Below are 18612 nucleotides of genomic sequence, written 5' to 3'. Positions count from 1 at the left end.
CGGGGGCGGGGCCGCCGGGCCCCGGCGGGGCCGCGGGCCGGGCCCTTCAGAACTGGAGGGACTTCGTCTGCAGATACTCGGCGAGCCCGTGTGGGCCGAGTTCGCGGCCCACGCCCGACTGCCGGTGGCCGCCGAACGGCGCGAGCGGGTTGAACCGGCCGCCGTTGATGTCGACCTGGCCCGTGTCCATCCGCCGGGCGAAGGCGACGGCGTCGGGCTCCGCGCCCCAGACGGCGCCCGCGAGCCCGTACACGGTGGCGTTGGCGATGCGCAGCGCGTCGTCCTCGTCGGTGTACCTGAGGACGGTCAGGACCGGGCCGAAGATCTCCTCGCGGGCGATGGTCATCCCGGGGGTGACGTCGGCGAAGACGGTGGGGTGGACGTAGTAGCCGCGCGCCCTGGGCGCCTCGGCGCCGCCCGCGACGAGGCGGGCGCCCTCGGCCACGCCCTGGGCGATGTAGCCGCGCACCCGGCCGAGCTGCCGCTCGCTGACCAGCGGCCCGATGCGCTCGCCGTACTTGGCGGCGGCGGCCGCGGCCATCGCGACGGCCTCGTCGTACTGGTCCGCGTGGACCAGCATCCTGGTCCAGGCGCTACAGGTCTGCCCGGAGTTGGACATCACGTTGGCGACGCCGACGTTGACGGCGCGCGCGAGGTCGGCGCTCGGCAGGATCACGTTGGCGGACTTGCCGCCGAGTTCGAGGGCGACGCGCTTGACGCCGCCGCCCGCGAGGGCGCCCACCCGGCGGCCGACGGCGGTGGACCCGGTGAAGGACACCATGTCGACCCCCTCGTGCCCGGCGAGCGGCTCCCCCGCCTCCCGGCCGAACCCGGTGACCAGGTTGAACACCCCGCCGGGCAGGCCCGCGTCGGCGACCGCCTGGGCGAAGAGCTGGGCGACCAGCGGGGTGTACTCGGCCGGTTTCAGTACGACGGCGCAGCCGGCGGCGAGCGCGGGCGCGGCCTTGGCGACGATCTGGTGCAGCGGGTAGTTCCAGGGCGTGACGGCGCCGACGGTGCCCACGGGCTCGTACAGCACGGTGGAGGTGCCCAGCTTCTCCTCGAAGGCGTGGCCCGGCAGCAGCTCCGCGTAGCTGCCGAGAACGCGTACCGGCAGGTCGGCGTGGACGCTCCGGGCGATCTTGGGCGGTGCGCCGAGTTCGGCGGTGACGGTGGCGGCGACCGTGTCGGCCCGCTCCGCGGGCAGGTCGCGCAGGGCGCCGAGGGCGGCGGCGCGCTCGGCGGGCGGGGTGGCGGCCCAGCCTGGCTGGGCGGCGCGCGCGGCGCGTACCGCGTCGTCGACGTCGTCGGGGCCGCCCGCGGGCACCCGGGCGATCTCCCGCTCCGTGGCGGGGTCCACCACGGGGAGGGTGGCGCCGGTGCGCGCGGGGCGCCACTCGCCGCCGATGAACAGCGCGTCGCGGCCCGGGTGGACGGTCTCCTGCTCCGGCATACGGCTCCTCGGCTCCCTGCGCGACCGGTGGACGCCACCCAAATTAGCGCCGGTAGTTTCCGGTCCACCAGGGGGGCGGGTCAGCGCTCCGGGGCCGCGGTGAGGTCGGCGGTGGTCTCGACGGGCTTGCCGCGCACCGCCCACACCGTGCTGTCGTCGGCGTAGAGCCTGGCCGTCACCTGGTGCGTGCCGCGGCTGACGAGGCGGCTCGGCAGGTGGTAGCCGGGGCCGTGGAGCCGGGCCAGGCTGCGGCCGTCGAGGTAGAGCCTGGCCTGTCCGCGGCCGTGGCGCGCGGGCCCGCCGTCGTCGCCCGCGGGCGAGAAGCGGAAGCGGTGGACGGTCAGCCTGAGGTCCCAGCCGTCCGCGCTTGCGGGGCGGACCACGAGGTCGACCTCGGGGGCGTCGTCCTCGCGGACCTGGCGCAGCCGGTGCCCGTCCTCGTCGGTGGTGTCGATGAGCTTGCCGGGCACCGTGGGGGACGGCTTCGCGGGCCCGGTGTGGCGGCCGGAGTCGCAGCCCGCGGTGGTGAGGGTGAGCGCACAGAGCAGCAGGGTCGAGGCGGCAAGCGCGGGGCGCGGTCCGTGCGGCGTGGGCATGTTCGGGAGCGTAGACGCTGCGGCGCCCCGTTGCGCGGGAGATTCCGCATTCCTATGGTGATACAGAGGAATGGCCGTCGGGAACCGGCGGCGTGGCGCCGCGGCACCGGTGCGGACCACCCTCACGCGGGCCCCGCGACCCGGGGCGCACCAGGACGCGAAGGAGCGACCATGCACGGGGACGGCGCGGGGTACAGCCCCCGCAAGACGGCTGCGGCGCTGACGTATCTGCACGGCTTCGGCAACGAGCACAGCTCGGAGGCGGTCCCCGGCGCCCTGCCAGAGGGGCGCAACTCCCCCCAGCGCGCCCCGCTCGGGCTGTACGCGGAGCAGGTGAGCGGCACCGCGTTCACCCAGCCGCGGGCGGACAACCGCCGCTCCTGGCTCTACCGGGTGCGCCCCTCGGCGGCGCACCCCGCGCTCACCCGCACGGACAACGGGGCGCTGGCGTCCGCCCCGTTCACGGCGGAGCCCGACCCGAACCGGATGCGCTGGGACCCGCTGCCGGAGCCCGCGCAGGGCACCGACTTCCTGGCCGGCCTCTGGACGCTCGGCGGCAACGGCGACGCGGCCACCCGTACCGGCATGGCGGTGCACCTGTACCACGCCAACGCGCCGATGGAGCGGGTCTTCGGGAACGCGGACGGCGAGCTGCTGATCGTGCCGGAGCGCGGCGGGCTGCTGGTGCGCACCGAGTTCGGGCTGCTCGCGGCCGACCCCGGCGAGGTGCTGCTGGTGCCGCGCGGGGTGCGGATGCGGGTGGAGCCGCTGGACGGCACGGCGCGCGGCTATGTCTGCGAGAACTACGGCCATCCCTTCCGGCTGCCCGAGCTGGGCCCGATCGGTGCCAACGGCCTGGCGAACGCACGCGACTTCAGGGCCCCGGTCGCGGCATACGAGGAGGACGACGACGCGGCCCGCGAGGGCGGGGTCGAGGTGGTGACCAAGTACTGCGGGAACCTCTGGCGTGCCGTGTACGACCACTCGCCGCTGGACGTGGTCGCCTGGCACGGCAACCATGTGCCGTACGTGTACGACCTGCGGCGCTTCAACGTGATCGGCAGCATCAGCTACGACCACCCCGACCCCTCGGTCTTCACGGTGCTCACCGCGCCCTCCGACACCCCGGGCCTCGCGGGGGTGGACTTCGTGGTGTTCGCGCCGCGCTGGCTGGTCGGCGAGGACACGTTCCGGCCGCCGTACTTCCACCGGAACGTGATGAGCGAGTACATGGGCCTGATCGAGGGCGGGTACGACGCCAAGACCGGCGGCGGCTTCGTGCCGGGCGGCGGCTCGCTGCACTCGATGATGTCCGCGCACGGCCCCGACCGTGCCACCTACGAGCGGGCCAGCACGGTGGAGCTGGCGCCCAGCAAGGTCGAGGACGGGCTCGCCTTCATGTTCGAGACCCGCTGGCCGGTGGTCACCACCGGGCGCGCGGTGACGGCGGGCCACCTCCAGCGCGACTACGACGGGGTGTGGCGTGGCCTCGAACGGCACTTCACCGGGGGCTGAGCCGCCGGGGGGCGGGCAGGACGGCGGCGGCGCGTTCGCGCCCGACTCCCTGGTGCTGACCGCGAAGCTGCCGCTGTGGTACCAGGTGTCGCAGTCGCTGCGGGCGTCCGTGCTCGGGCGCCCGCAGGACGCGCCGCTGCGGCTGCCCACCGAGGAGCGCCTGGCCGCGCACTACGGCGTCGGTGTGCTGACAATGCGCCAGGCGCTGAAGGAGTTGGAGGACGAGGGCCTGATCACCCGGCGCAGGCGGCTCGGCACCTTCATCCAGCCCGGGGCGCGCAGGGCGGCGCCGGTGCGGCTGCTCGGCTCCGTGGACGCGATCGTGGCCCAGCAGTCGGGCATGACGGCGCGGCTGCTGGGCCATGGCCCGGCCACGGTGCCCGCCGAGCACGCGGCGCTCTTCGCGGAGCCGGGCGACGTGGTCGCGTACCACAGGCTGCGCTTCGACGAGCGGAGCGGGGAGCCTACCAACCACGCGCGCAACTACGTGCGCGCCGACGTCGCCGCCGGGGTCGACGTGGCGGCGCTCGAACGGCATCCGATGACGAAGGTGCTGCGGGACTGCGCGGGCGTCGCCATCAGCCGGATCACGGACACCGTGGAGGCGAGACTCGCGGACCCGGAGACCGCGCGACTGCTGGAGATACCGCTGCTGAGCCCGGTGCTGCACTACACGGGGGTCACCTATGACGCGCGGGGCGCGGTGGTGGACCTGGCGGTGATCAGCTACCGGGGGGACCGCTTCCAGTTCACCGTGACGCTGGACGCGGACTGAGCGCGGGGTGCGGGGGAAAAACCGGCGCCGCCCGGGACGGGTGACGCCGCCGTCACTCCCCGGCGGCGGCACGGGTGCGGCGGTTAGCATGCGGGGCGTGGACCATCCCGCCCCGATCGCGCTCGCGGACCTGATGCCCTGGTCCGTGGCCGCGCTGCGCATCGGCCGCGGCTGGCCGCTGGGGCCCGACGCGGCGTCGCTGCGGGCCCGTTGGCGGTATCTGCTGGCGGCGGAGCCCGCGCGGCGCGCCGAGCTGTTCCGCGTCACCCGCGCCCGTACGCCGGACTCCCCCGCGGCCCAGTTGCCGGGGCAGCGCACCGGCACCGGGCGGCTCTCGCAGGAGACGGGGGACTGCCCCGAGCCGGTGCGGGTGCTGCACGGGGCCTTCGACGAGGAATGGCTGATACCCGACCATCGGCTGATCGACGCGGCCCGCCCCGAGCTGTGGCGGGTGGCGGGTCCTGGACAGGTGTTCGCGGTGGAGCCCGGGCTGCTGCCGGGGGCCGCGGGGCCGCCGCTGCTTGCGACCGCGCTGCTGCCTGACGGGCGCCCGCTCGCGGGCCGTCCCGGCCGTGTCAGGCCGCTCTACCGCAGGCCGGGCGGCCGTGAGGCGAACCTGGCGCCCGGGCTGCTCGACGCGCTTGCGGCCGGGCTCGGCGGGCGGCAGCAGCCGGAGGCGGTGCTCGGCTGGGCGCTGGCGGCGGCGCGGCACGGCGAGCGCGGCCCGCTGGTGCCGCTGACCGCGGACCGTGAGCTGTGGGAGCGCGGCACGGCGCTCGGCCGCAGAATGCTGTGGCTGCTGGCGCGCCGGGACGGCGAGCGGCCGAAGCTGCCGGGCGGCCGCCGCCCGTATGTGCGCGCCCCGCTGCCCGCGCGCCCCGTCGAGCTGCGCTACGACCCGGACGAGGAGGCGCTCCTGCTCGACGAGGGCAGGATCGCGCCGGTGCCTGCCGAGGCGTGGGACTTCAGGGTGAGCGGGGAGCGCGTCCTCGACGCCTGGTTCGCCCGCCGTGCGGGGGAGCCCGAGCCGGGCTCGCTCGACGCGATCAGGCCCCGGGAGTGGCCGCAGGCGTGGACGTCCGAGCTGCTTGAGCTGATCACGGTGCTGGCGCTGCTCGCGGCCCTCGAAGGGGAGCGCGCAGAGCTTGCCGCGGCCCTCGACGCCGCTCCCGGCGGCGCGCTCGGCGCGGCGGAGCTGCGGCGCGCCGGGGTGCTCCCGGTGCCCGCGGGGGCCCGTCGCCCCGCGTCGGTGCTCGACCACCACGAGGAGGGCCCGGAGGGGCAGTTCGCGCTGCTCTAGAGGGGGCCGGAGGGGGCGGCGGGGGTTGGCGTGGCCAGAAGGGGTGCGGAGAGCGCCCGGGGCCCGTGGGCCGTCTCGGCCGGGCCGCTCGCGGTCTCCGCACGGGTGGGGGTGGGAGTCCTGAGCGGTCGGACGTGAACGGCCCGGGGAGGGCCGCGTCGGGTGAGCGGGGCGCGGCGGGAGAGCGCCCCGGGGCCCGGGCGCCGGGCGGAGGACCGCCGGACGCCCGGGTCGGTCAGCGTCCGCCGAAGAGGGTGCGGCGCAGCCGCCGCAGCGGTGCGAAGAGCGAGACCCTGCCCGCCTTGACGTCGCGGTCCCTGGTGGCGCTGCGCGTGGTCAGCTCCCGCATCAGCGAGGTGGCCTCGGCCGCGTCGCCCTGGGGCACCGCCGGACCGCCGAGCACCGAGAGATGACGGTCGAGCCGGGTGCCCGCCTTACCGCTCGCCGCAGTGATCGCGGGCACACGCGGCCTGCTGCGCACTGTTATCTGCTCCATGTCACTCCCCACCCGAACGAGGCGCCCAGCCCTGGGCAGGTTAACCCTAGCGCCCCCGAACGACACCCGTGTATCCCGGTCACACGATTCACCAGCTTCACAAGGAGGTTGACGGGGCCTCATCAAGCCACCGGACAGCCGCCGAGCGGGACGCCGGCGCGGTGCCGGATGGTTTCGCCTCCGGCCGCCGGGTCCGCGGGGACCGTATCAGCACGGCGGCGGGCGCCGGTCCGGCGCGGGTGGACAACCAGGGACGTACCTGGTCGTCGCGCCGGACCGGCGCCACGCCGGCCGGGGCCCCCGCGGCCCCGGCCGGGGCCGGGCTCAGACCGCGCCGTTGAGCGCGGGCAGGTAGCCGCCCGACTGGCCCTCGGCGGTGGGGTGGTACGAGTCCGAGATGTCACCCCAGTCGAGGCTGTGCAGCCACTCGTCGCCCGAGCAGATCTCGTGGCCCGAGAAGTTCCCCGTGACGTCCGCGAAGGTGAAGCCGTGGGCGGCGGCGCGGGCCTTGGTGACGCTGTTCATCTCGTCGGAGGCGCTGTTGATGGCGGCGCGCTTGGCCTCGGAGAGGCCGACGACGCAGTCGCCGTCCAGCTTGTAGAAGTGCGGGTAGCCGAGCACCACGACATGGGCGGAGGGGGCCCCGGCGCTGATGGCGTCGTAGACCTGGTCGAGGGCGCCGGGAAGGGTGTTGTCGACGTACGAGACGGCCTCGTCGATGCGGTCGAGGCAGCCGCTGTCGCTGGAGAGCACACAGGTCGTCATGACGTCGGAGAAGCCCGCGTCGTTGCCGCCGATGCTGATGCTGACCAGGCCGGTGTCGGCGCCGAGGCCGCCGAGCTGGTTCGCCAGAACATCACCCGTTCGGGCGCCCGAGCAGGCTTCGAAGTCGAAGGACGAGGGCGAGTTGGCGCTCGCCCAGAGCTGGGGGTACGCGAGGGTGCTGCGCTTGCAGTCGCCGCTCTCGCTGGTGTAGCTGCCGGACCCCACGCCGGAGGAGTACGAGTCGCCGAGGGCCACGTAGCCTCCGGCGGCGAGGTCGTTCGATGCCGATGCCGCCTGGGCACCGCCGAGCGCACAGGCGGCTGCGAGGAACGCGGCCGACACGTATGCCGCAATTCGGGAACGTCTCACGGAATCTCCCTTAGCAGGACCAATTGCTGCAACTCTGATGGTCGGTACCGCAGTTGGCGCGGCACCCGCGTGTGATGTGCCCACGACAGGCCGCTCGATACCCCTTTCGGGGAACCTTTTCTCCGCGCGTTGAACGGGCAAATCGCCACAACACACAAGCAGTTCGCCCATTCCGGTGGGATATTGATGAAGAAAGGCCCGCGAAACGCGGCGTGTCGTGGAAACCCGGATGCACGGGGCTCCTCGGGTGCCGGATTATGTCGGCATGTCCCCGAATCCGTACGACGCCTTGCCGATCAGGCTCACCGTCGACGACAGCGACTACCCGTCGGATGTCATGGACGCCCTGTTCCTCGGCCGCTTCACGACGGGAGAGCAGCCCTACTCGCACAGCGTCAACATCGACCGGGTCAGGATCGGCGCGACCCTCACCCCGCCGGGCGCCACCGTGCTGCGCACCGCGCGCGACGACGACCGCAGCGCCCTGCTCGCCGAGGGCGACGGCTGGACCCTGCTGGTCTCCCGCTGGACCCGCGGCGCCGACGTGACGGTGACGGCGACCAGCGAGGAACTGGCCGAGCGGGTGCTGAAGGAGGCCACGGACGGCGCACGCGACGAGCCGGAACCCCAGCCGGAGAACGTGGCGATGGGCTTCTGGTACGTCTCACCGCGCCGCGGCCCGCACCGTACGACGCGTCAGATCACCGCGGGCACCTGGGCCGAGGTCAGGCAGAACTACACGGCGCCCGTCGCCGACGCCCTCGACGGCCTGATGAAGACCACCCCGGAGGACATCACGGGCCGGCTGCTCCTGCTGCACGGCCCGCCGGGCACGGGCAAGACCTCGGCGCTGCGCACCCTGGCGCGCGCCTGGCGCGACTGGTGCCAGGTGGACTGCGTGCTCGACCCCGAGCGGCTGTTCTCCGACGTCGGCTATCTGATGGACATCGCGATCGGGGAGGACGACGGCTCACGCGGCCGCTGGCGGCTGCTGCTCCTGGAGGACTGCGACGAGCTGATCAGGGGCGAGGCCAGGCACACGGCGGGCCAGGCGCTGTCCCGGCTGCTCAACCTGACGGACGGCCTGCTCGGCCAGGGGCGCAACGTCCTCGTCGGCGTCACCACCAACGAGGACCTGGAGCGGCTGCACCCCGCGGTGGTACGCCCGGGCCGCTGTCTGGCCCGTATCGAGGTGGGGCCGCTCACCCACCCCGAGGCGGTGGCGTGGCTCGGCCGCGACGAGGGCCTGCCGCGCGCCGGGGCCACCCTCGCCGAGCTGTACGCGCTGCGGCGGGGCTCCACGCCCACGTCCCTGACGAGCCCCGACGCCGGGGGCGGCCTGTACCTGTGAGGCCGGGGCGGCAGGCACCCGCGGGGCGACCCCGGGCCGACCCTGGGGAGCCGGGGCCCCGCGCCGCCGCGGGCGCGGTTCAGCCGACGTCGTCGTAGACCGCGCGCAGCGCGTCCCGCACGGCGTCGAGCGCCGCCCCGCTCTCCAGGCCGAGCCGGTGCGCGCGCTCGGCGTAGGCGCGGGCGGCCGCGGCGGCCTCGCGCCCCGCGGCCTCCCCCGCGGCGGCCACGAAGGTGCCGAGCCGCCCGCGGGTCTCGATCACGCCGTCCGCCTCCAGGACGCGGTATGCCTTCGCCACGGTGTTCGCGGCGAGCCCCAGGTCCTCGGCCAGGCCGCGCACGGTGGGCAGCTTGTAGCCCACCGGCAGCTCACCCGACCTGGCCCGGCGGGAGATCTGGGCCCGCAGTTGCTCATAGGGGGCGGTCGCGCTGTCGTGGTCGATGCCGATCCTCAGTGTCACGCGGGGATTGTCTCACCGGGAAAACCGGAGGCGCCCCGGCGCGCACGGCCGTACCGTGCCGCCTCGTGGACACATGGGTAAGGAGATTCACCCCGGGGGACGCGGCGGGCTTCGCGCGGGTCAGGCGCGCGGCGGTGCCCTTCATGCTGGCGACGCCCGAGTCGGTGCTGTTCGACCAGGAGCACGCGCACCCGGACGCGCACGCGACGCTGCTGGTCGCCGAGGAGGCGGGCGAGATCATCGGCACCGCGCAGGTCGCGGTGGCGCACGAGAGCCCGCGGCCGGGCATCGGCACCGCCAACGTGTACACGCACCCCGGGCGCGAGGGGCGCGGCGCGGGCCTCGGCCTGCTCCGTGCGGCGGAGCGGCTGCTCGCCGGGCTCGGGGTCACCCGGGTGTACGCGTGGGTGCCCGACGAGCCCCGGCACCGGGCGTTCGCCGCGCGCCGCGGCTACCGGCCGTCCCGCTCCGCGCACTTCCTGCGGCTCGACCTGACGGCGGCGGCGCTGCCCGAGCGGCCTCTGCCGCCGGGCGTGTCGCTGTGCACCGCGGCCGACTTCGCCGCCGACCCGCGCCCGCTCTTCGACCTCGACGCCGCCACCGTGCGCGACGAACCGGGCGACGTGGCGTCCGAGTTCGACGACTACGCGCACTGGCTCACCGGCACCTGGCGCCATCCGCTGCTCGACCGCGGGCTGACCTCGGTGGCCGTGGCGGGGGGCAGGCCGGTGGCGTTCAGCGTCGCGTACACCGACGGCGCGGGCCGGTACCTGAGCGCGATGACGGGCACCCTGCGGGAGTTCAGGGGCCGGGGCCTTGCCGCGCTGGCCAAGGCGGACTCGCTGCGCAGGGCGCGGGACGCCGGCTGTACGGAGGCGTACACCGGCAACGACGCGCAGAACGCCCCGATGCTCGCCGTCAACGCGCGACTCGGCTACCGGGTGACGGCGACGGAGGTGCGCCATGTCAGGGAACTCACCGCGGACAGCGGCCCCGAGGCCGGGTGACGGCCTCCAGGTCCACCTGGTCAAGGCGGGCCGCACCAAGATCCGCTACCCGGCGGTGCTCGGCGCCGACGACGGCACACGCGTGACGGTAAGGGCGCCGTGGGCGGGCCCGGGCGTGCGGGACTTCGGGTTCGTGCGGTTCGAGCCCGGTGACGTGTTCACGGAGCACTACTGGCGCGACCGCTGGTACGCGGTGAAGGCCGTGCACGCGGCGGACGGCTCGGCGAAGGGCTGGTACTGCGACATCACCCGCCCCGCGGTGCTCGACGGCGGGGTGCTGCGGGTCGAGGACCTGGACCTCGACCTGTGGGTCGCGGCGGACGGCGGCGCCGTACTGCGCCTGGACGAGGACGAGTTCGCCGCGAGCGGCCTCGCGGAGCGCGACCCGGCGGCGGCCCGCGCGGCGGTGGGGGCGCTGGACGCGCTCGAACGGCTGGCGCGGGACGCCGGCGCCGGGTTCGGCGGGGCGCTGGGGCTCCCGCACCCCACCCCTTGAGGGCTATTTATACCTTTTGTGGTGTATGCGGGCCGCCACTTGACGTTCGAAAAGAAGCTCGCCCCATGTCGTGGCCCGGATCGTGATCTCCCCCACTGACATCTGGGTAAGCCATGAGAAACGCTCGTCGCACATGTCTACCTCCGCCCTGGCGCGGAACCCGGTGGACACGAGGAGGTCGTCATGCGCCACACCATGCAGAAGACGCCTGTCAGGAGCACCGCCCGCCGGGTGCGCGAGGAAGTGGAGGAAGCTCCGCGCGAGCGCGTCGAGATCCGCGCCGACATCCGCCGGCTGTGGTGGCCGGAGAGCGACCAGGGCCCCGTCGGCCGCGCCAGAAGGCACTGACCAGGGCGGCCCGCCGCCCCCGTGAGGGGCGCGGGCCCGCTCAGCGCACGTCCGGCGCCGCACCGTCGGCGCCGGGCGGCGCGCCGCCCGCACCCGTGACGCCACCGGCGCCCGGGGTGTCCACGACGCGCTTGCGGAAGTGCACGCGCCGGTAGGGGCCCGACCGGGAGCGGCCCGTCTCCTCGAAGCCGAGGCGGCGGTAGCGGCTCCTGTTCTCCCCCATCAGCTCGTGGGTGTAGAGCCTGACTTCCGGGAGCCCGAGGGCGCGGGCGCGCTCCTGCGCGAACGCGATCAGCCGCCCGCCGACGCCCCGGCCGTGTGCCTCGGGGCGCACCGCGACACTGGCGAGCAGCAGATGGTCCCGGTGCGCCACCAGCACCAGCACCCCGTGGACCGGCTCCCCCGTGACCCACACCAGGCCCGCCGCCACGTCCGCCGCGTGCTCGGCGCGCATCGGCGCGGGCTCCACACCGATCACCGGCACGTACGGCCGGTAGGCGGCCGCGGTCACCTCGGCCACCGCCGCCACGTCCCCCGCCGCTGCCCGCCGTATCCCGGCGCCCGCTTCCGCCATACGGGCACCGTAGCGCCGCGGGCCCCGGGGCGGCGCGGCCCGGGGCCCGCTACCAGATCGGGCGCAGCGGGGCGCCCGCCGACAGGCCGGCCAGCCGCGCCCCGAACTCCCGCAGCGCATCCTCACCAAGCGCCGCCGCCCACGGGCGCACGGCGTCGGCGGCGGCCTCCTCCGCGGCGCGGGTGCAGGCCCAGCCGCGCTCGGTGAGGACGACCAGCCTGGCCCGTGCGTCCCGCGGGTGCGGGCGGCGCTCCGCGTACCCCTTGCCCACGAGGTCGTCGACGAGCTGGCTGGCGGCCTGCTTGGTGACCCCGAGATGGACGGCCAGCTCGCCCGAGGTGGCGCCGTCCGGGGCGAGGCGCGCGAAGGCAAAGCCGTGCGCCGGGCGCAGTCCCGAAAAGCCGCGCGCCTCCACTCCGGAGTGAATGCGCCGGGTGAGGTCCCCTGCGGCGGCGATGAGCGCGGCGGACAGCCCGAGGGCTTCGCGGTTCTCCATGGGCCAAGGTTGACACAGATGGTCAAGCTGCTTGAACATATCCCCACACGGTCAAGCAGCTTGACCATCTATCGGGGAGGCAGCCATGCCCGTCATCCGCCCGTCGGACACCGTGACCCACGAGATGCACGGCGCCCGCTTCGTCAGCCATGCGACGCCCGGGCAGGGCAGCGGGGAGCTGTGCGCCTGGCGCGGCGAGATCCCGCCGGGAACACGGGCGCCGGTCCACCGCGTCAGCAGGGAGGAGGTGCTGCACGTGCTCGCCGGGACGCTGGAGGTCACCCTGGACGGCGAGCCCGCCACGGTCACCGCGGGCGACACGGTGATCGTCAACGCCGGGTGCGCGTTCGGCGCGGCGAACCCGGCCGCGGAGACCGCCGTCACCTGGGTCACCACCTCCGTCGGCCTGGAGGCGGAGCTGCCTGACGGCAGCCGGATCACGCCCCCGTGGACCCGGGCCGCCGCGGACGAGGGACCCCGGTAGCCGCGCGGGACGGCACCTTCCACGCGGACGGGACGGCCCTTCGCGCGGAAGGGGGTACGGGGTCGTTTCGGGGGTTCCCGTACGGGTCACGGGGGTGGCGGCCCCGGGAGGGGGTGGGGGACGGGCTCATCCGGGTGGGCGATGGGACGGGCCGCGCGGGCGCAGAGCATGGAAGCGGTCCTGCCCGAGAGGGCACGGCCGCCTTCGGGCCCGCCCGCCGCCGGGCCCCCTGGCCCGCTCACGGCGGCGGCGAGAACGGAGAACCCATGAACCCCCGCGGCCCCCACCCCGCCGCCGCACAGAGCGAGGCGGCGTTCCGCGGCACCAGGCTGCTGACCGCCGGCTACCTCACCGTGAGCGTGCTCACACTGGTCGCCGTGATCCTGCTGCGCCACCACCACTCCCTGGTCAACGACGCCGTCTGGACCCGTGGCGTGATCGTCGTGGCCAGCGCCGCCGTGACGTACACCTGCGCGGTACGGGCGGCCAAGGGCTCCCGGGGCGCGTTCCGCAGGCTGCGGGTCATCTCGGCCGCCATGGTCGCGGCCATCGTGGTCATCATCGCGCTCCCCGGCACCTTCCCGCTGTGGATGAAGATCGACCAGGGCTTCTGCGGCGCCCTGCTGCTGATGGTGGCCGTCCTGGTCAACGGCAGGCGGCTGCGGTCCCTCTTCGACGGGCACGGCTCGGGCGCCCGGGCCTGAGCAGCGGTCGCGGCCGCGGCGGTACGGGCGCCGGGGGGAGGCCCGTGCGTCACGCGCCGCCCTCCTCCTCCGGCGCCGGGCGCTCCCCCGCGGGCCCCATGACCGCCGCGGGGCCCACCACTCCGGGCCAGCGCGCCGCGATGCGGTCGACCACCGGTTCGATGCGGAGCGCGCCCTCCTGTCCGCGCCCGAAGGTGAGCTGGCAACTGGCGCGCTCCGCCGCCACCAGCTCCTCGGCCCGCAGCCCGAGCGCCGCCACCCTGGCCCGCTGGAGCCCCAGCGCGTCATGGAGCGCGTAGGCGGCATCGGCGAGCGCGTGGGTGTGGGCGGTGGGCTCCCGCAGGGCGCGGGTACGGGTGCTCGTGGTGCGGTCCGCGTAGTGCACGGTGAGGGTCAGGGCGCGGGCCGCGCGCCCGTCGTCGCGCAGCCGCCGCCCGATCCCGGTGGCGAGCCCGAGGAGCACCCGTCTGCGCATCGCCGCGTCCAGCTCGTAGCGGACGAAGCGGTGGCGCGCGCCCACCGAGGGCGCGGGGGCGCGGGGCACCACGGCCGCCCGGTCGATCCCCCGGGCCCGCTCGTGGACGAGCCGCCCGGCCCTGGCACCGAGAATCCGCTGTAGGACCCCCTCGGGGGCCCCGGCCACCTTGCCCACCGTGTCCAGGCCGTACGCGCCCAGCGCGTGGGCGGTGCGGGGGCCCACCCCGTGCAGGGCGGCCACCGGCTTGGGATCGAGGAACCCCGCGATCTCGCCGGGCGCCGCCCCCACCCGGCGCACCGCGCCCGGACCTGCGTCGCGCGCGGCCATCCTGGCCAGCATGGGATTGGGCGCGACCCCCACCGCGCAGTCGAGCCCCTGCCAGGCCAGCGCGCGGACCCTGATCAGCCGGGCGATGCCGAGGGGGTCCCGGCCGAAGTAGCGCACGCTGCCGCTCACGTCCGCCAGCGCCGCGTCCGGCGGCAGCACCTCCACCACCGGGGTGAACTCGTGCAGCAGCGAGAGCAGCGGACGCCAGGCGTCCGGGTCCCGCCCCCGCCCGCCGCGCTCCCGGACACGCGACCCCCGGAAGCCGGGGCGACGCAAGGCGTCGCGACGGCCGGGGTCGGGGTGGCCGGGGTCGGGGTGGCCGGGGTCGGGATGATCGGGGTCGCGGTGGCCGGGGTGGAGATGGTCAAGGTGGGGATGGTCAAGGTGGGGATGGTCGGGGTGGGCAGGGTCGGCGGCGGAACTGCCGGGGTCGGCAGGGTCGAGGCCGGGGCAGTCGGCATCAGGGCGGTCGGCGGCGGGAGAGTCCGTGTCGGGGCGGTCAGTGTCGGGGGGCGCGGTGTCCTGGGTACGGGGGGTCGGCCGGTCGGGGTCGGGGAGTGCGGGGGCGCGCACCGAGCGCACGATCCGGACGCAGATGACGGCACCGTCGGACTCCTCGGCGCCACCGCGGAAGCTTCCGGGTCCCCCGTCGCCCGGGGGACGGCCGGGTCCCTCGGCGCCCTCGCGGAAACCGCCAAATCCCTCGCCACCGCGAGGAACACCGGGCCGCCCTCCGGCGTCGCCACGGGCCGCCTCGGCCGCCAGGGTCGACAGGGGTGACAGGGGTGACAGGGGTGACGGGGGCCTCGACCCCGCCGAGGCGTGCGCAGCCCCAGCAGCCCCAGCAGCAAGATGTGGCCCCCCGCCGCTCATCCCGCGCTCCCCGGACTGGAGTGCCACAGCTTTCTCGGGGGCCCCTCGACCCCCTCTCCCGCCGGGCGCAGATCGGCCCAGGGGTGCATCTCGTAACCGGTGGACATCCTGATCGTGCGCCCCTCCCCCGCCTCGCCCTCCCCGGTTCCGCCCTCCCCGGGGGCCTCGTCGCGCGGGGTGTCCTCAAGGGGCAGGGCGAGGCGGGCGGCGACCGCGTCGAGGCCGCCGTCGGCGCGCAGTTCCACCAGCTCCGCCAGGTTCCAGGCCGCCGCGCCCACCACGCTGAGGCTGCGCGCCCCGCGCCGCTGCACCACGCCACGTACCAGCAGCAGCCAGGAGTGGAAGACGGTGTGCGCGCAGGCCGCGTGCGCGTCGTCGAAGAAGGCCAGGTCCACCAGGCCCGTACCGTCGTCGAGGGTGGTGAAGACGACCCGCTTGCCCGAGCGGATCGGCGGGGTCTGGGTGGCCGCCTTGGCGCCCGCGACGAGCACGGTCTCGCCGTGCTTCGCCGAGCGCAGCCGCCGCGCCGTGACCACCCCGAGTTCCGCCAGGAACTCCCGGTGGTCCCCCATCAGATGGCGGGAGGCGTCCATGCCGAGCACCCCGAGTTCCGCGCTCAGCCGCTCGGTGTCGTCGAGGTCGGGCAGCCCTGCGGGCGCGGTGTCCCGGCCGCCGGCGAGCGGCAGTTGGGTGCCGGGCGTGCCACGGGAGCCGCGGTGCAGCTCGGCCAGGTGCAGTTGGAGGTCCCGCCGGTTGGCGCCGAACGCGTCCAGCGCGCCGACCTGGGCGAGCCGCTGTGCGACCGGCTTTCCCGGGCGGGCACGGTCCCAGAAGTCGCGCAGCGAGACATAGGGCTGCCCCGCCGCGATCCTGGCGGCCTCCGCCTCCCCGATGCCGTACACAGCACCGAGCGCGAGCCGCAGCCCCCAGCGCCTCCCGCCCTCCCGGGGCGCTCCGGGCTCCTCCGCCGTACCCGCCGTCCCCTCGGAACCATCATAGCCATCACAATCAGACACCAGTTCGATACGGTGATCGACCGCGGACCTGTTCACGTCGAGCGGCAGCACGGGCACCCCGCGCCGCCTGGCGTCCGCGAGCAGCAGCCGCTTGGGGTACATCCCGGGGTCATGGGTGAGCAGCCCGGCGTAGAAGGCGGCCGGGTGGTGGGCCTTCAGCCAGGCGGACTGGTAGGTGGGCACCGCGAACGCGACGGCGTGCGCCTTGCAGAAGCCGTACGAGCCGAAGGCCGCCACGATCTCCCAGGTCTCCGCGACCGACTTGTCGTCATAGCCACGGGCGAGCGCGCGCTGCCGGAACCACGCCTCGATCCGGCCCGTCGACTCCGGGTCCGAGAGACCGCGCCTGACCCGGTCGGCCTCGCCGCGGCCGCAGCCGGTCATGAGGGCGACGATCTCGATGATCTGCTCATGGAAGACCACCACCCCGTGGGTCTCCGCGAGCACCCCCGCCAGGTCGGGGTGCGGCACCCTGGCCGGGGCGCGGCCGTGCCTGGCCTCGATGAAGGGCCGCACCATGTCGGCGGCCACAGGGCCCGGCCTGAAGAGCGATATGTCGACCACCAGGTCGTGGAAGGTCTCGGGCTGGAGCCGTCCGACGAGGTCGCGCTGGCCGGGCGACTCGATCTGGAAGCAGCCGAGGGTCTCGGCCGACCGGATGAGGCGATATGTCTCCGTGTCGCCCTCGGGCACCGTGTCGAGGTCGACGCGCTCGCCCGCGGCCCGGTCGACCTCGGCGACCGCGTGCGCCATCGCGGACTGCATCCGCACCCCGAGGACGTCGAGCTTGAGCAGCCCCAGGTCCTCCACGTCCTCCTTGTCGAACTGGGACATCGGGAAGCCCTCGCCGCTGGTCGGCACGGTCGGGGTGCGAGCGGTCAGGGAGGCATCGGAGAGCAGCACCCCGCACGGGTGCATGGCGACCCCGCGGGGCAGCGCGTCCAGCGCCTCGACCAGCTCCCACAGCCTGCCGTGGCGCTCGCGCCCGGCGGCGACGTCCCGCAGCTCGGGCAGTTCGTCCAGCGCGGCGCGCGCGTCCCTCGCCCTGATGTGCGGGAACGCCTTGGCGAGCCGGTCGATGTCCGCGGGGTCGAGGCCGAGCGCGGCGCCCACGTCGCGGATCGCGTGCCGCACCCGGTACGTCTCCGGCATGGCGACGGTCGCGACCCGCTCGGCGCCGAACCTGCCGGTGATCGCGCGGTAGACGTCGAGCCTGCGCGCCGACTCCACGTCGATGTCGATGTCGGGCAGCGCGAAGCGGCGCTTGGACAGGAAGCGCTCCATCAGCAGCCCGTGCCGTACCGGATCGGCGTGGGCGATGCCCAGCAGGTGGTTGACGAGCGAGCCCGCGCCCGAGCCGCGCGCGGCCACCCTGACGCCCATCGCCCTGATGTCGTCGACGACCCCGGCGACGGTCAGGAAGTAGGAGGCGAAGTGGTGGTGGGCGATGATGTCCAGCTCGTGGTGCATCCGCTCCCAGTACGCGCGCGCCGAGGGGCGGCGGTCGTAGCCGAGCAGCACCATCCCCGCGGCGGCCCTGGACGCCAGCGCGCGCTGCGCGGTGCGGCGGCCCGCGCCGACGAGGTGCGGCTCGGGGAAGTGCACGGAGCCGATCCCGAGGTCGTCCTGCGGGTCCACCGCGCACTCCGCGGCCGTCTGGAGGGTCCGCTCCACCAGCAGCTCCCCCGCGCCGCGCCGGAAGCCCGCGGCCGTCACCACCCGGTCGGCCGCCTCCCGCATGGCCGCGGGGCCCTTCAGCCAGCGCTCCCCGCCGTCCAGCCGTCCGCGCGGGTCCACGGGGACCAGCCTGCGGGCCGCGTCCAGTACGTCCGCCACCGGGCCCATCCCCGGGTCGGCGTACCGTACGGCGTTGCTGAGCACGGGGCGCACCCGCTGCTCGGCGGCGAAGCCCACCGTGCGGGCGGCGAGGCGCAGCGAGCCCGGGCCCGTGCCGTCCCTGCCGTGCCAGACCGCTTCGAGGCGCAGCGCGTCCCCGTACAGCTCGCGCCAGCGGGCCAGCAGCCCCGCGGCGCGGTCGGGGCGCCCGGCGGCGAGCGCGCGGCCCACGTCGGACGCGGGTCCGAGCAGCACGGTGAGGCCGTCGGCGGGCAGCGCCGCGCGCGGCAGTACGGGCAGGTCCCCGGTGCTGCCGCCCGCCGTGACGCCCTCGTGGGCCGCGGTGATCAGCCGGCAGAGACCCGCCCAGCCGCGGGCGCCGTCCCGGGCGAGGAAGGTCACCCGGGGTGTCGACTCGTCGATGAAGGCACCCCCGCGCACCGGGGCCCTGCGGGTGGACACACCGCTTTCCCGATACGACGACACGGGCTCGCCCCGCCCCGCCCGTCCTGCCCGTCCCGCCGGGCCGACCGGGCCGACCGGGCCGTCGGCGATTGCCAGCTCGACTCCGAACAGGGGGCGTATCCCGGCGCGCTCACACGCCTTGGCGAAGCGGATCGCCCCGGCGACGGTGTTGCGGTCGGTGAGGGCGAGCGCGTCCATGCCGCGCTCGGCGGCGCGCTCGGCGAGGGCCTCCGGGTGGGAGCCGCCGTAGCGCGGTGAGAACCCGGAAGCCGTATGCAGATGCACGAACCCTGCCACCCCCACCTCCCGACTTCTCCTCCGCGCGCTTCACCACCCCCCTCTCCACCACCATAAACCACCGTTCGAACGTCTATGCGATTCCACTGGGCCGGACGGGGAGCCCCCACCGGCTCTCTCCGCAAAAACCG

General features: G+C 75.3%; 18 protein-coding genes. 9 read left to right on the top strand and 9 right to left on the bottom strand.

The window, feature by feature from the left end; translation table 11 throughout:
* Positions 1–46: 46 nt before the first annotated feature.
* Positions 47–1453, bottom strand: a complete 1407-nt coding sequence (locus ACIBIW_RS27675) for an aldehyde dehydrogenase family protein (RefSeq protein WP_399339779.1) — start codon at positions 1451–1453, stop codon at positions 47–49.
* Positions 1454–1533: 80 nt separating this feature from the next.
* Positions 1534–2049, bottom strand: a complete 516-nt coding sequence (locus ACIBIW_RS27670) for a hypothetical protein (protein ID WP_399339778.1) — start codon at positions 2047–2049, stop codon at positions 1534–1536.
* A gap of 171 nt (positions 2050–2220) precedes the next feature.
* On the opposite strand from ACIBIW_RS27670, the gene hmgA reads away from it, so the two are divergent.
* From hmgA to ACIBIW_RS27655, 3 genes are all read left to right on the top strand, one after another.
* A complete protein-coding gene (gene hmgA / locus ACIBIW_RS27665) occupies positions 2221–3564 on the top strand; it encodes a homogentisate 1,2-dioxygenase (RefSeq protein ID WP_399339777.1) in 1344 nt (447 codons plus the stop codon).
* Between the two features lie 49 nt (positions 3565–3613).
* Positions 3614–4339, top strand: a complete 726-nt coding sequence (locus ACIBIW_RS27660; RefSeq protein WP_399339946.1) for a GntR family transcriptional regulator — start codon at positions 3614–3616, stop codon at positions 4337–4339.
* A gap of 88 nt (positions 4340–4427) precedes the next feature.
* Positions 4428–5639 (top strand): type ISP restriction/modification enzyme, encoded by a 1212-nt coding sequence (locus ACIBIW_RS27655; protein ID WP_399339776.1) that lies wholly within the window; start codon positions 4428–4430, stop codon positions 5637–5639.
* 235 nt (positions 5640–5874) lie between these two features.
* Here the strand turns inward: ACIBIW_RS27655 and ACIBIW_RS27650 are convergent, their stop codons facing one another.
* A complete protein-coding gene (locus tag ACIBIW_RS27650) occupies positions 5875–6135 on the bottom strand; it encodes a hypothetical protein (protein WP_399339775.1) in 261 nt (86 codons plus the stop codon).
* A gap of 324 nt (positions 6136–6459) precedes the next feature.
* Complete coding sequence (locus ACIBIW_RS27645) at positions 6460–7269, bottom strand: SGNH/GDSL hydrolase family protein (protein ID WP_399339774.1); 810 nt, start codon at positions 7267–7269, stop codon at positions 6460–6462.
* A gap of 265 nt (positions 7270–7534) precedes the next feature.
* On the opposite strand from ACIBIW_RS27645, the gene ACIBIW_RS27640 reads away from it, so the two are divergent.
* Positions 7535–8620 (top strand): DUF5925 domain-containing protein, encoded by a 1086-nt coding sequence (locus ACIBIW_RS27640; RefSeq protein ID WP_399339773.1) that lies wholly within the window; start codon positions 7535–7537, stop codon positions 8618–8620.
* A gap of 79 nt (positions 8621–8699) precedes the next feature.
* Here ACIBIW_RS27640 and ACIBIW_RS27635 read toward each other — a convergent pair whose 3' ends face one another.
* Complete coding sequence (locus ACIBIW_RS27635) at positions 8700–9080, bottom strand: GntR family transcriptional regulator (protein WP_399339772.1); 381 nt, start codon at positions 9078–9080, stop codon at positions 8700–8702.
* A 143-nt stretch (positions 9081–9223) separates the two neighbouring features.
* Between ACIBIW_RS27635 and ACIBIW_RS27630 the strand changes: the two genes are divergently transcribed.
* The 3 genes from ACIBIW_RS27630 to ACIBIW_RS27620 all read left to right on the top strand — a co-directional run bounded on the left by ACIBIW_RS27630 (position 9224) and on the right by ACIBIW_RS27620 (position 10931).
* Positions 9224–10087 carry a GNAT family N-acetyltransferase gene (locus ACIBIW_RS27630; protein WP_399339944.1) on the top strand — a complete coding sequence of 288 codons (864 nt, stop codon included), beginning with the start codon at positions 9224–9226 and terminating at the stop codon, positions 10085–10087.
* Positions 10044–10583, top strand: a complete 540-nt coding sequence (locus ACIBIW_RS27625; protein WP_399339771.1) for a DUF402 domain-containing protein — start codon at positions 10044–10046, stop codon at positions 10581–10583. The genes ACIBIW_RS27630 and ACIBIW_RS27625 overlap by 44 nt, the downstream gene beginning before the upstream one ends.
* A 183-nt stretch (positions 10584–10766) precedes the next feature.
* Positions 10767–10931: a hypothetical protein gene (locus tag ACIBIW_RS27620; RefSeq protein WP_399339770.1), complete on the top strand. Its 165-nt coding sequence runs from the start codon at positions 10767–10769 to the stop codon at positions 10929–10931.
* Between the two features lie 40 nt (positions 10932–10971).
* Here ACIBIW_RS27620 and ACIBIW_RS27615 read toward each other — a convergent pair whose 3' ends face one another.
* Together ACIBIW_RS27615 and ACIBIW_RS27610 are read right to left on the bottom strand one after the other, a co-directional pair.
* The gene (locus ACIBIW_RS27615; protein WP_399339769.1) at positions 10972–11505 is read right to left on the bottom strand and encodes a GNAT family N-acetyltransferase; all 534 of its coding nucleotides are present in this window, start codon (positions 11503–11505) and stop codon (positions 10972–10974) included.
* A gap of 49 nt (positions 11506–11554) precedes the next feature.
* On the bottom strand, positions 11555–12001 hold the full coding sequence (locus tag ACIBIW_RS27610) for a MarR family winged helix-turn-helix transcriptional regulator (RefSeq protein WP_399339768.1): 447 nt from the start codon (positions 11999–12001) through the stop codon (positions 11555–11557).
* 85 nt (positions 12002–12086) lie between these two features.
* Here ACIBIW_RS27610 and ACIBIW_RS27605 point away from each other — a divergent pair, with 85 nt between their 5' ends.
* Together ACIBIW_RS27605 and ACIBIW_RS27600 are read left to right on the top strand one after the other, a co-directional pair.
* Positions 12087–12485, top strand: a complete 399-nt coding sequence (locus ACIBIW_RS27605) for a cupin domain-containing protein (protein ID WP_399339767.1) — start codon at positions 12087–12089, stop codon at positions 12483–12485.
* 266 nt (positions 12486–12751) lie between these two features.
* On the top strand, positions 12752–13189 hold the full coding sequence (locus ACIBIW_RS27600) for a hypothetical protein (protein WP_399339766.1): 438 nt from the start codon (positions 12752–12754) through the stop codon (positions 13187–13189).
* 49 nt (positions 13190–13238) lie between these two features.
* Here ACIBIW_RS27600 and ACIBIW_RS27595 read toward each other — a convergent pair whose 3' ends face one another.
* Together ACIBIW_RS27595 and ACIBIW_RS27590 are read right to left on the bottom strand one after the other, a co-directional pair.
* Positions 13239–14567 carry a hypothetical protein gene (locus ACIBIW_RS27595; protein ID WP_399339765.1) on the bottom strand — a complete coding sequence of 443 codons (1329 nt, stop codon included), beginning with the start codon at positions 14565–14567 and terminating at the stop codon, positions 13239–13241.
* A gap of 296 nt (positions 14568–14863) precedes the next feature.
* Positions 14864–18481: a DNA polymerase III subunit alpha gene (locus tag ACIBIW_RS27590; protein WP_399339764.1), complete on the bottom strand. Its 3618-nt coding sequence runs from the start codon at positions 18479–18481 to the stop codon at positions 14864–14866.
* Positions 18482–18612: the final 131 nt, after the last annotated feature.

It is taken from the genome of Streptomyces sp. NPDC050560 (assembly GCF_044457285.1).
Classification (GTDB): Bacteria; Actinomycetota; Actinomycetes; order Streptomycetales; family Streptomycetaceae; genus Streptomyces.
Note: the sequence above shows the minus strand (reverse complement) of the source record. Positions and strands in the feature narration are given on the sequence as shown.

Bases quoted from the DNA above. Each gene is read 5' to 3' on its own strand.
- ACIBIW_RS27675 (WP_399339779.1), bottom strand. From the start codon at position 1,453: ATGCCGGAGCAGGAGACCGTCCACCCGGGCCGCGACGCGCTGTTCATC.
- ACIBIW_RS27670 (WP_399339778.1), bottom strand. From the start codon at position 2,049: ATGCCCACGCCGCACGGACCGCGCCCCGCGCTTGCCGCCTCGACCCTG.
- hmgA (WP_399339777.1), top strand. From the start codon at position 2,221: ATGCACGGGGACGGCGCGGGGTACAGCCCCCGCAAGACGGCTGCGGCG.
- ACIBIW_RS27655 (WP_399339776.1), top strand. From the start codon at position 4,428: ATGCGGGGCGTGGACCATCCCGCCCCGATCGCGCTCGCGGACCTGATG.
- ACIBIW_RS27650 (WP_399339775.1), bottom strand. From the start codon at position 6,135: ATGGAGCAGATAACAGTGCGCAGCAGGCCGCGTGTGCCCGCGATCACT.
- ACIBIW_RS27640 (WP_399339773.1), top strand. From the start codon at position 7,535: ATGTCCCCGAATCCGTACGACGCCTTGCCGATCAGGCTCACCGTCGAC.
- ACIBIW_RS27630 (WP_399339944.1), top strand. From the start codon at position 9,224: ATGCTGGCGACGCCCGAGTCGGTGCTGTTCGACCAGGAGCACGCGCAC.
- ACIBIW_RS27625 (WP_399339771.1), top strand. From the start codon at position 10,044: ATGTCAGGGAACTCACCGCGGACAGCGGCCCCGAGGCCGGGTGACGGC.
- ACIBIW_RS27620 (WP_399339770.1), top strand. From the start codon at position 10,767: ATGCGCCACACCATGCAGAAGACGCCTGTCAGGAGCACCGCCCGCCGG.
- ACIBIW_RS27615 (WP_399339769.1), bottom strand. From the start codon at position 11,505: ATGGCGGAAGCGGGCGCCGGGATACGGCGGGCAGCGGCGGGGGACGTG.
- ACIBIW_RS27610 (WP_399339768.1), bottom strand. From the start codon at position 12,001: ATGGAGAACCGCGAAGCCCTCGGGCTGTCCGCCGCGCTCATCGCCGCC.
- ACIBIW_RS27605 (WP_399339767.1), top strand. From the start codon at position 12,087: ATGCCCGTCATCCGCCCGTCGGACACCGTGACCCACGAGATGCACGGC.
- ACIBIW_RS27600 (WP_399339766.1), top strand. From the start codon at position 12,752: ATGAACCCCCGCGGCCCCCACCCCGCCGCCGCACAGAGCGAGGCGGCG.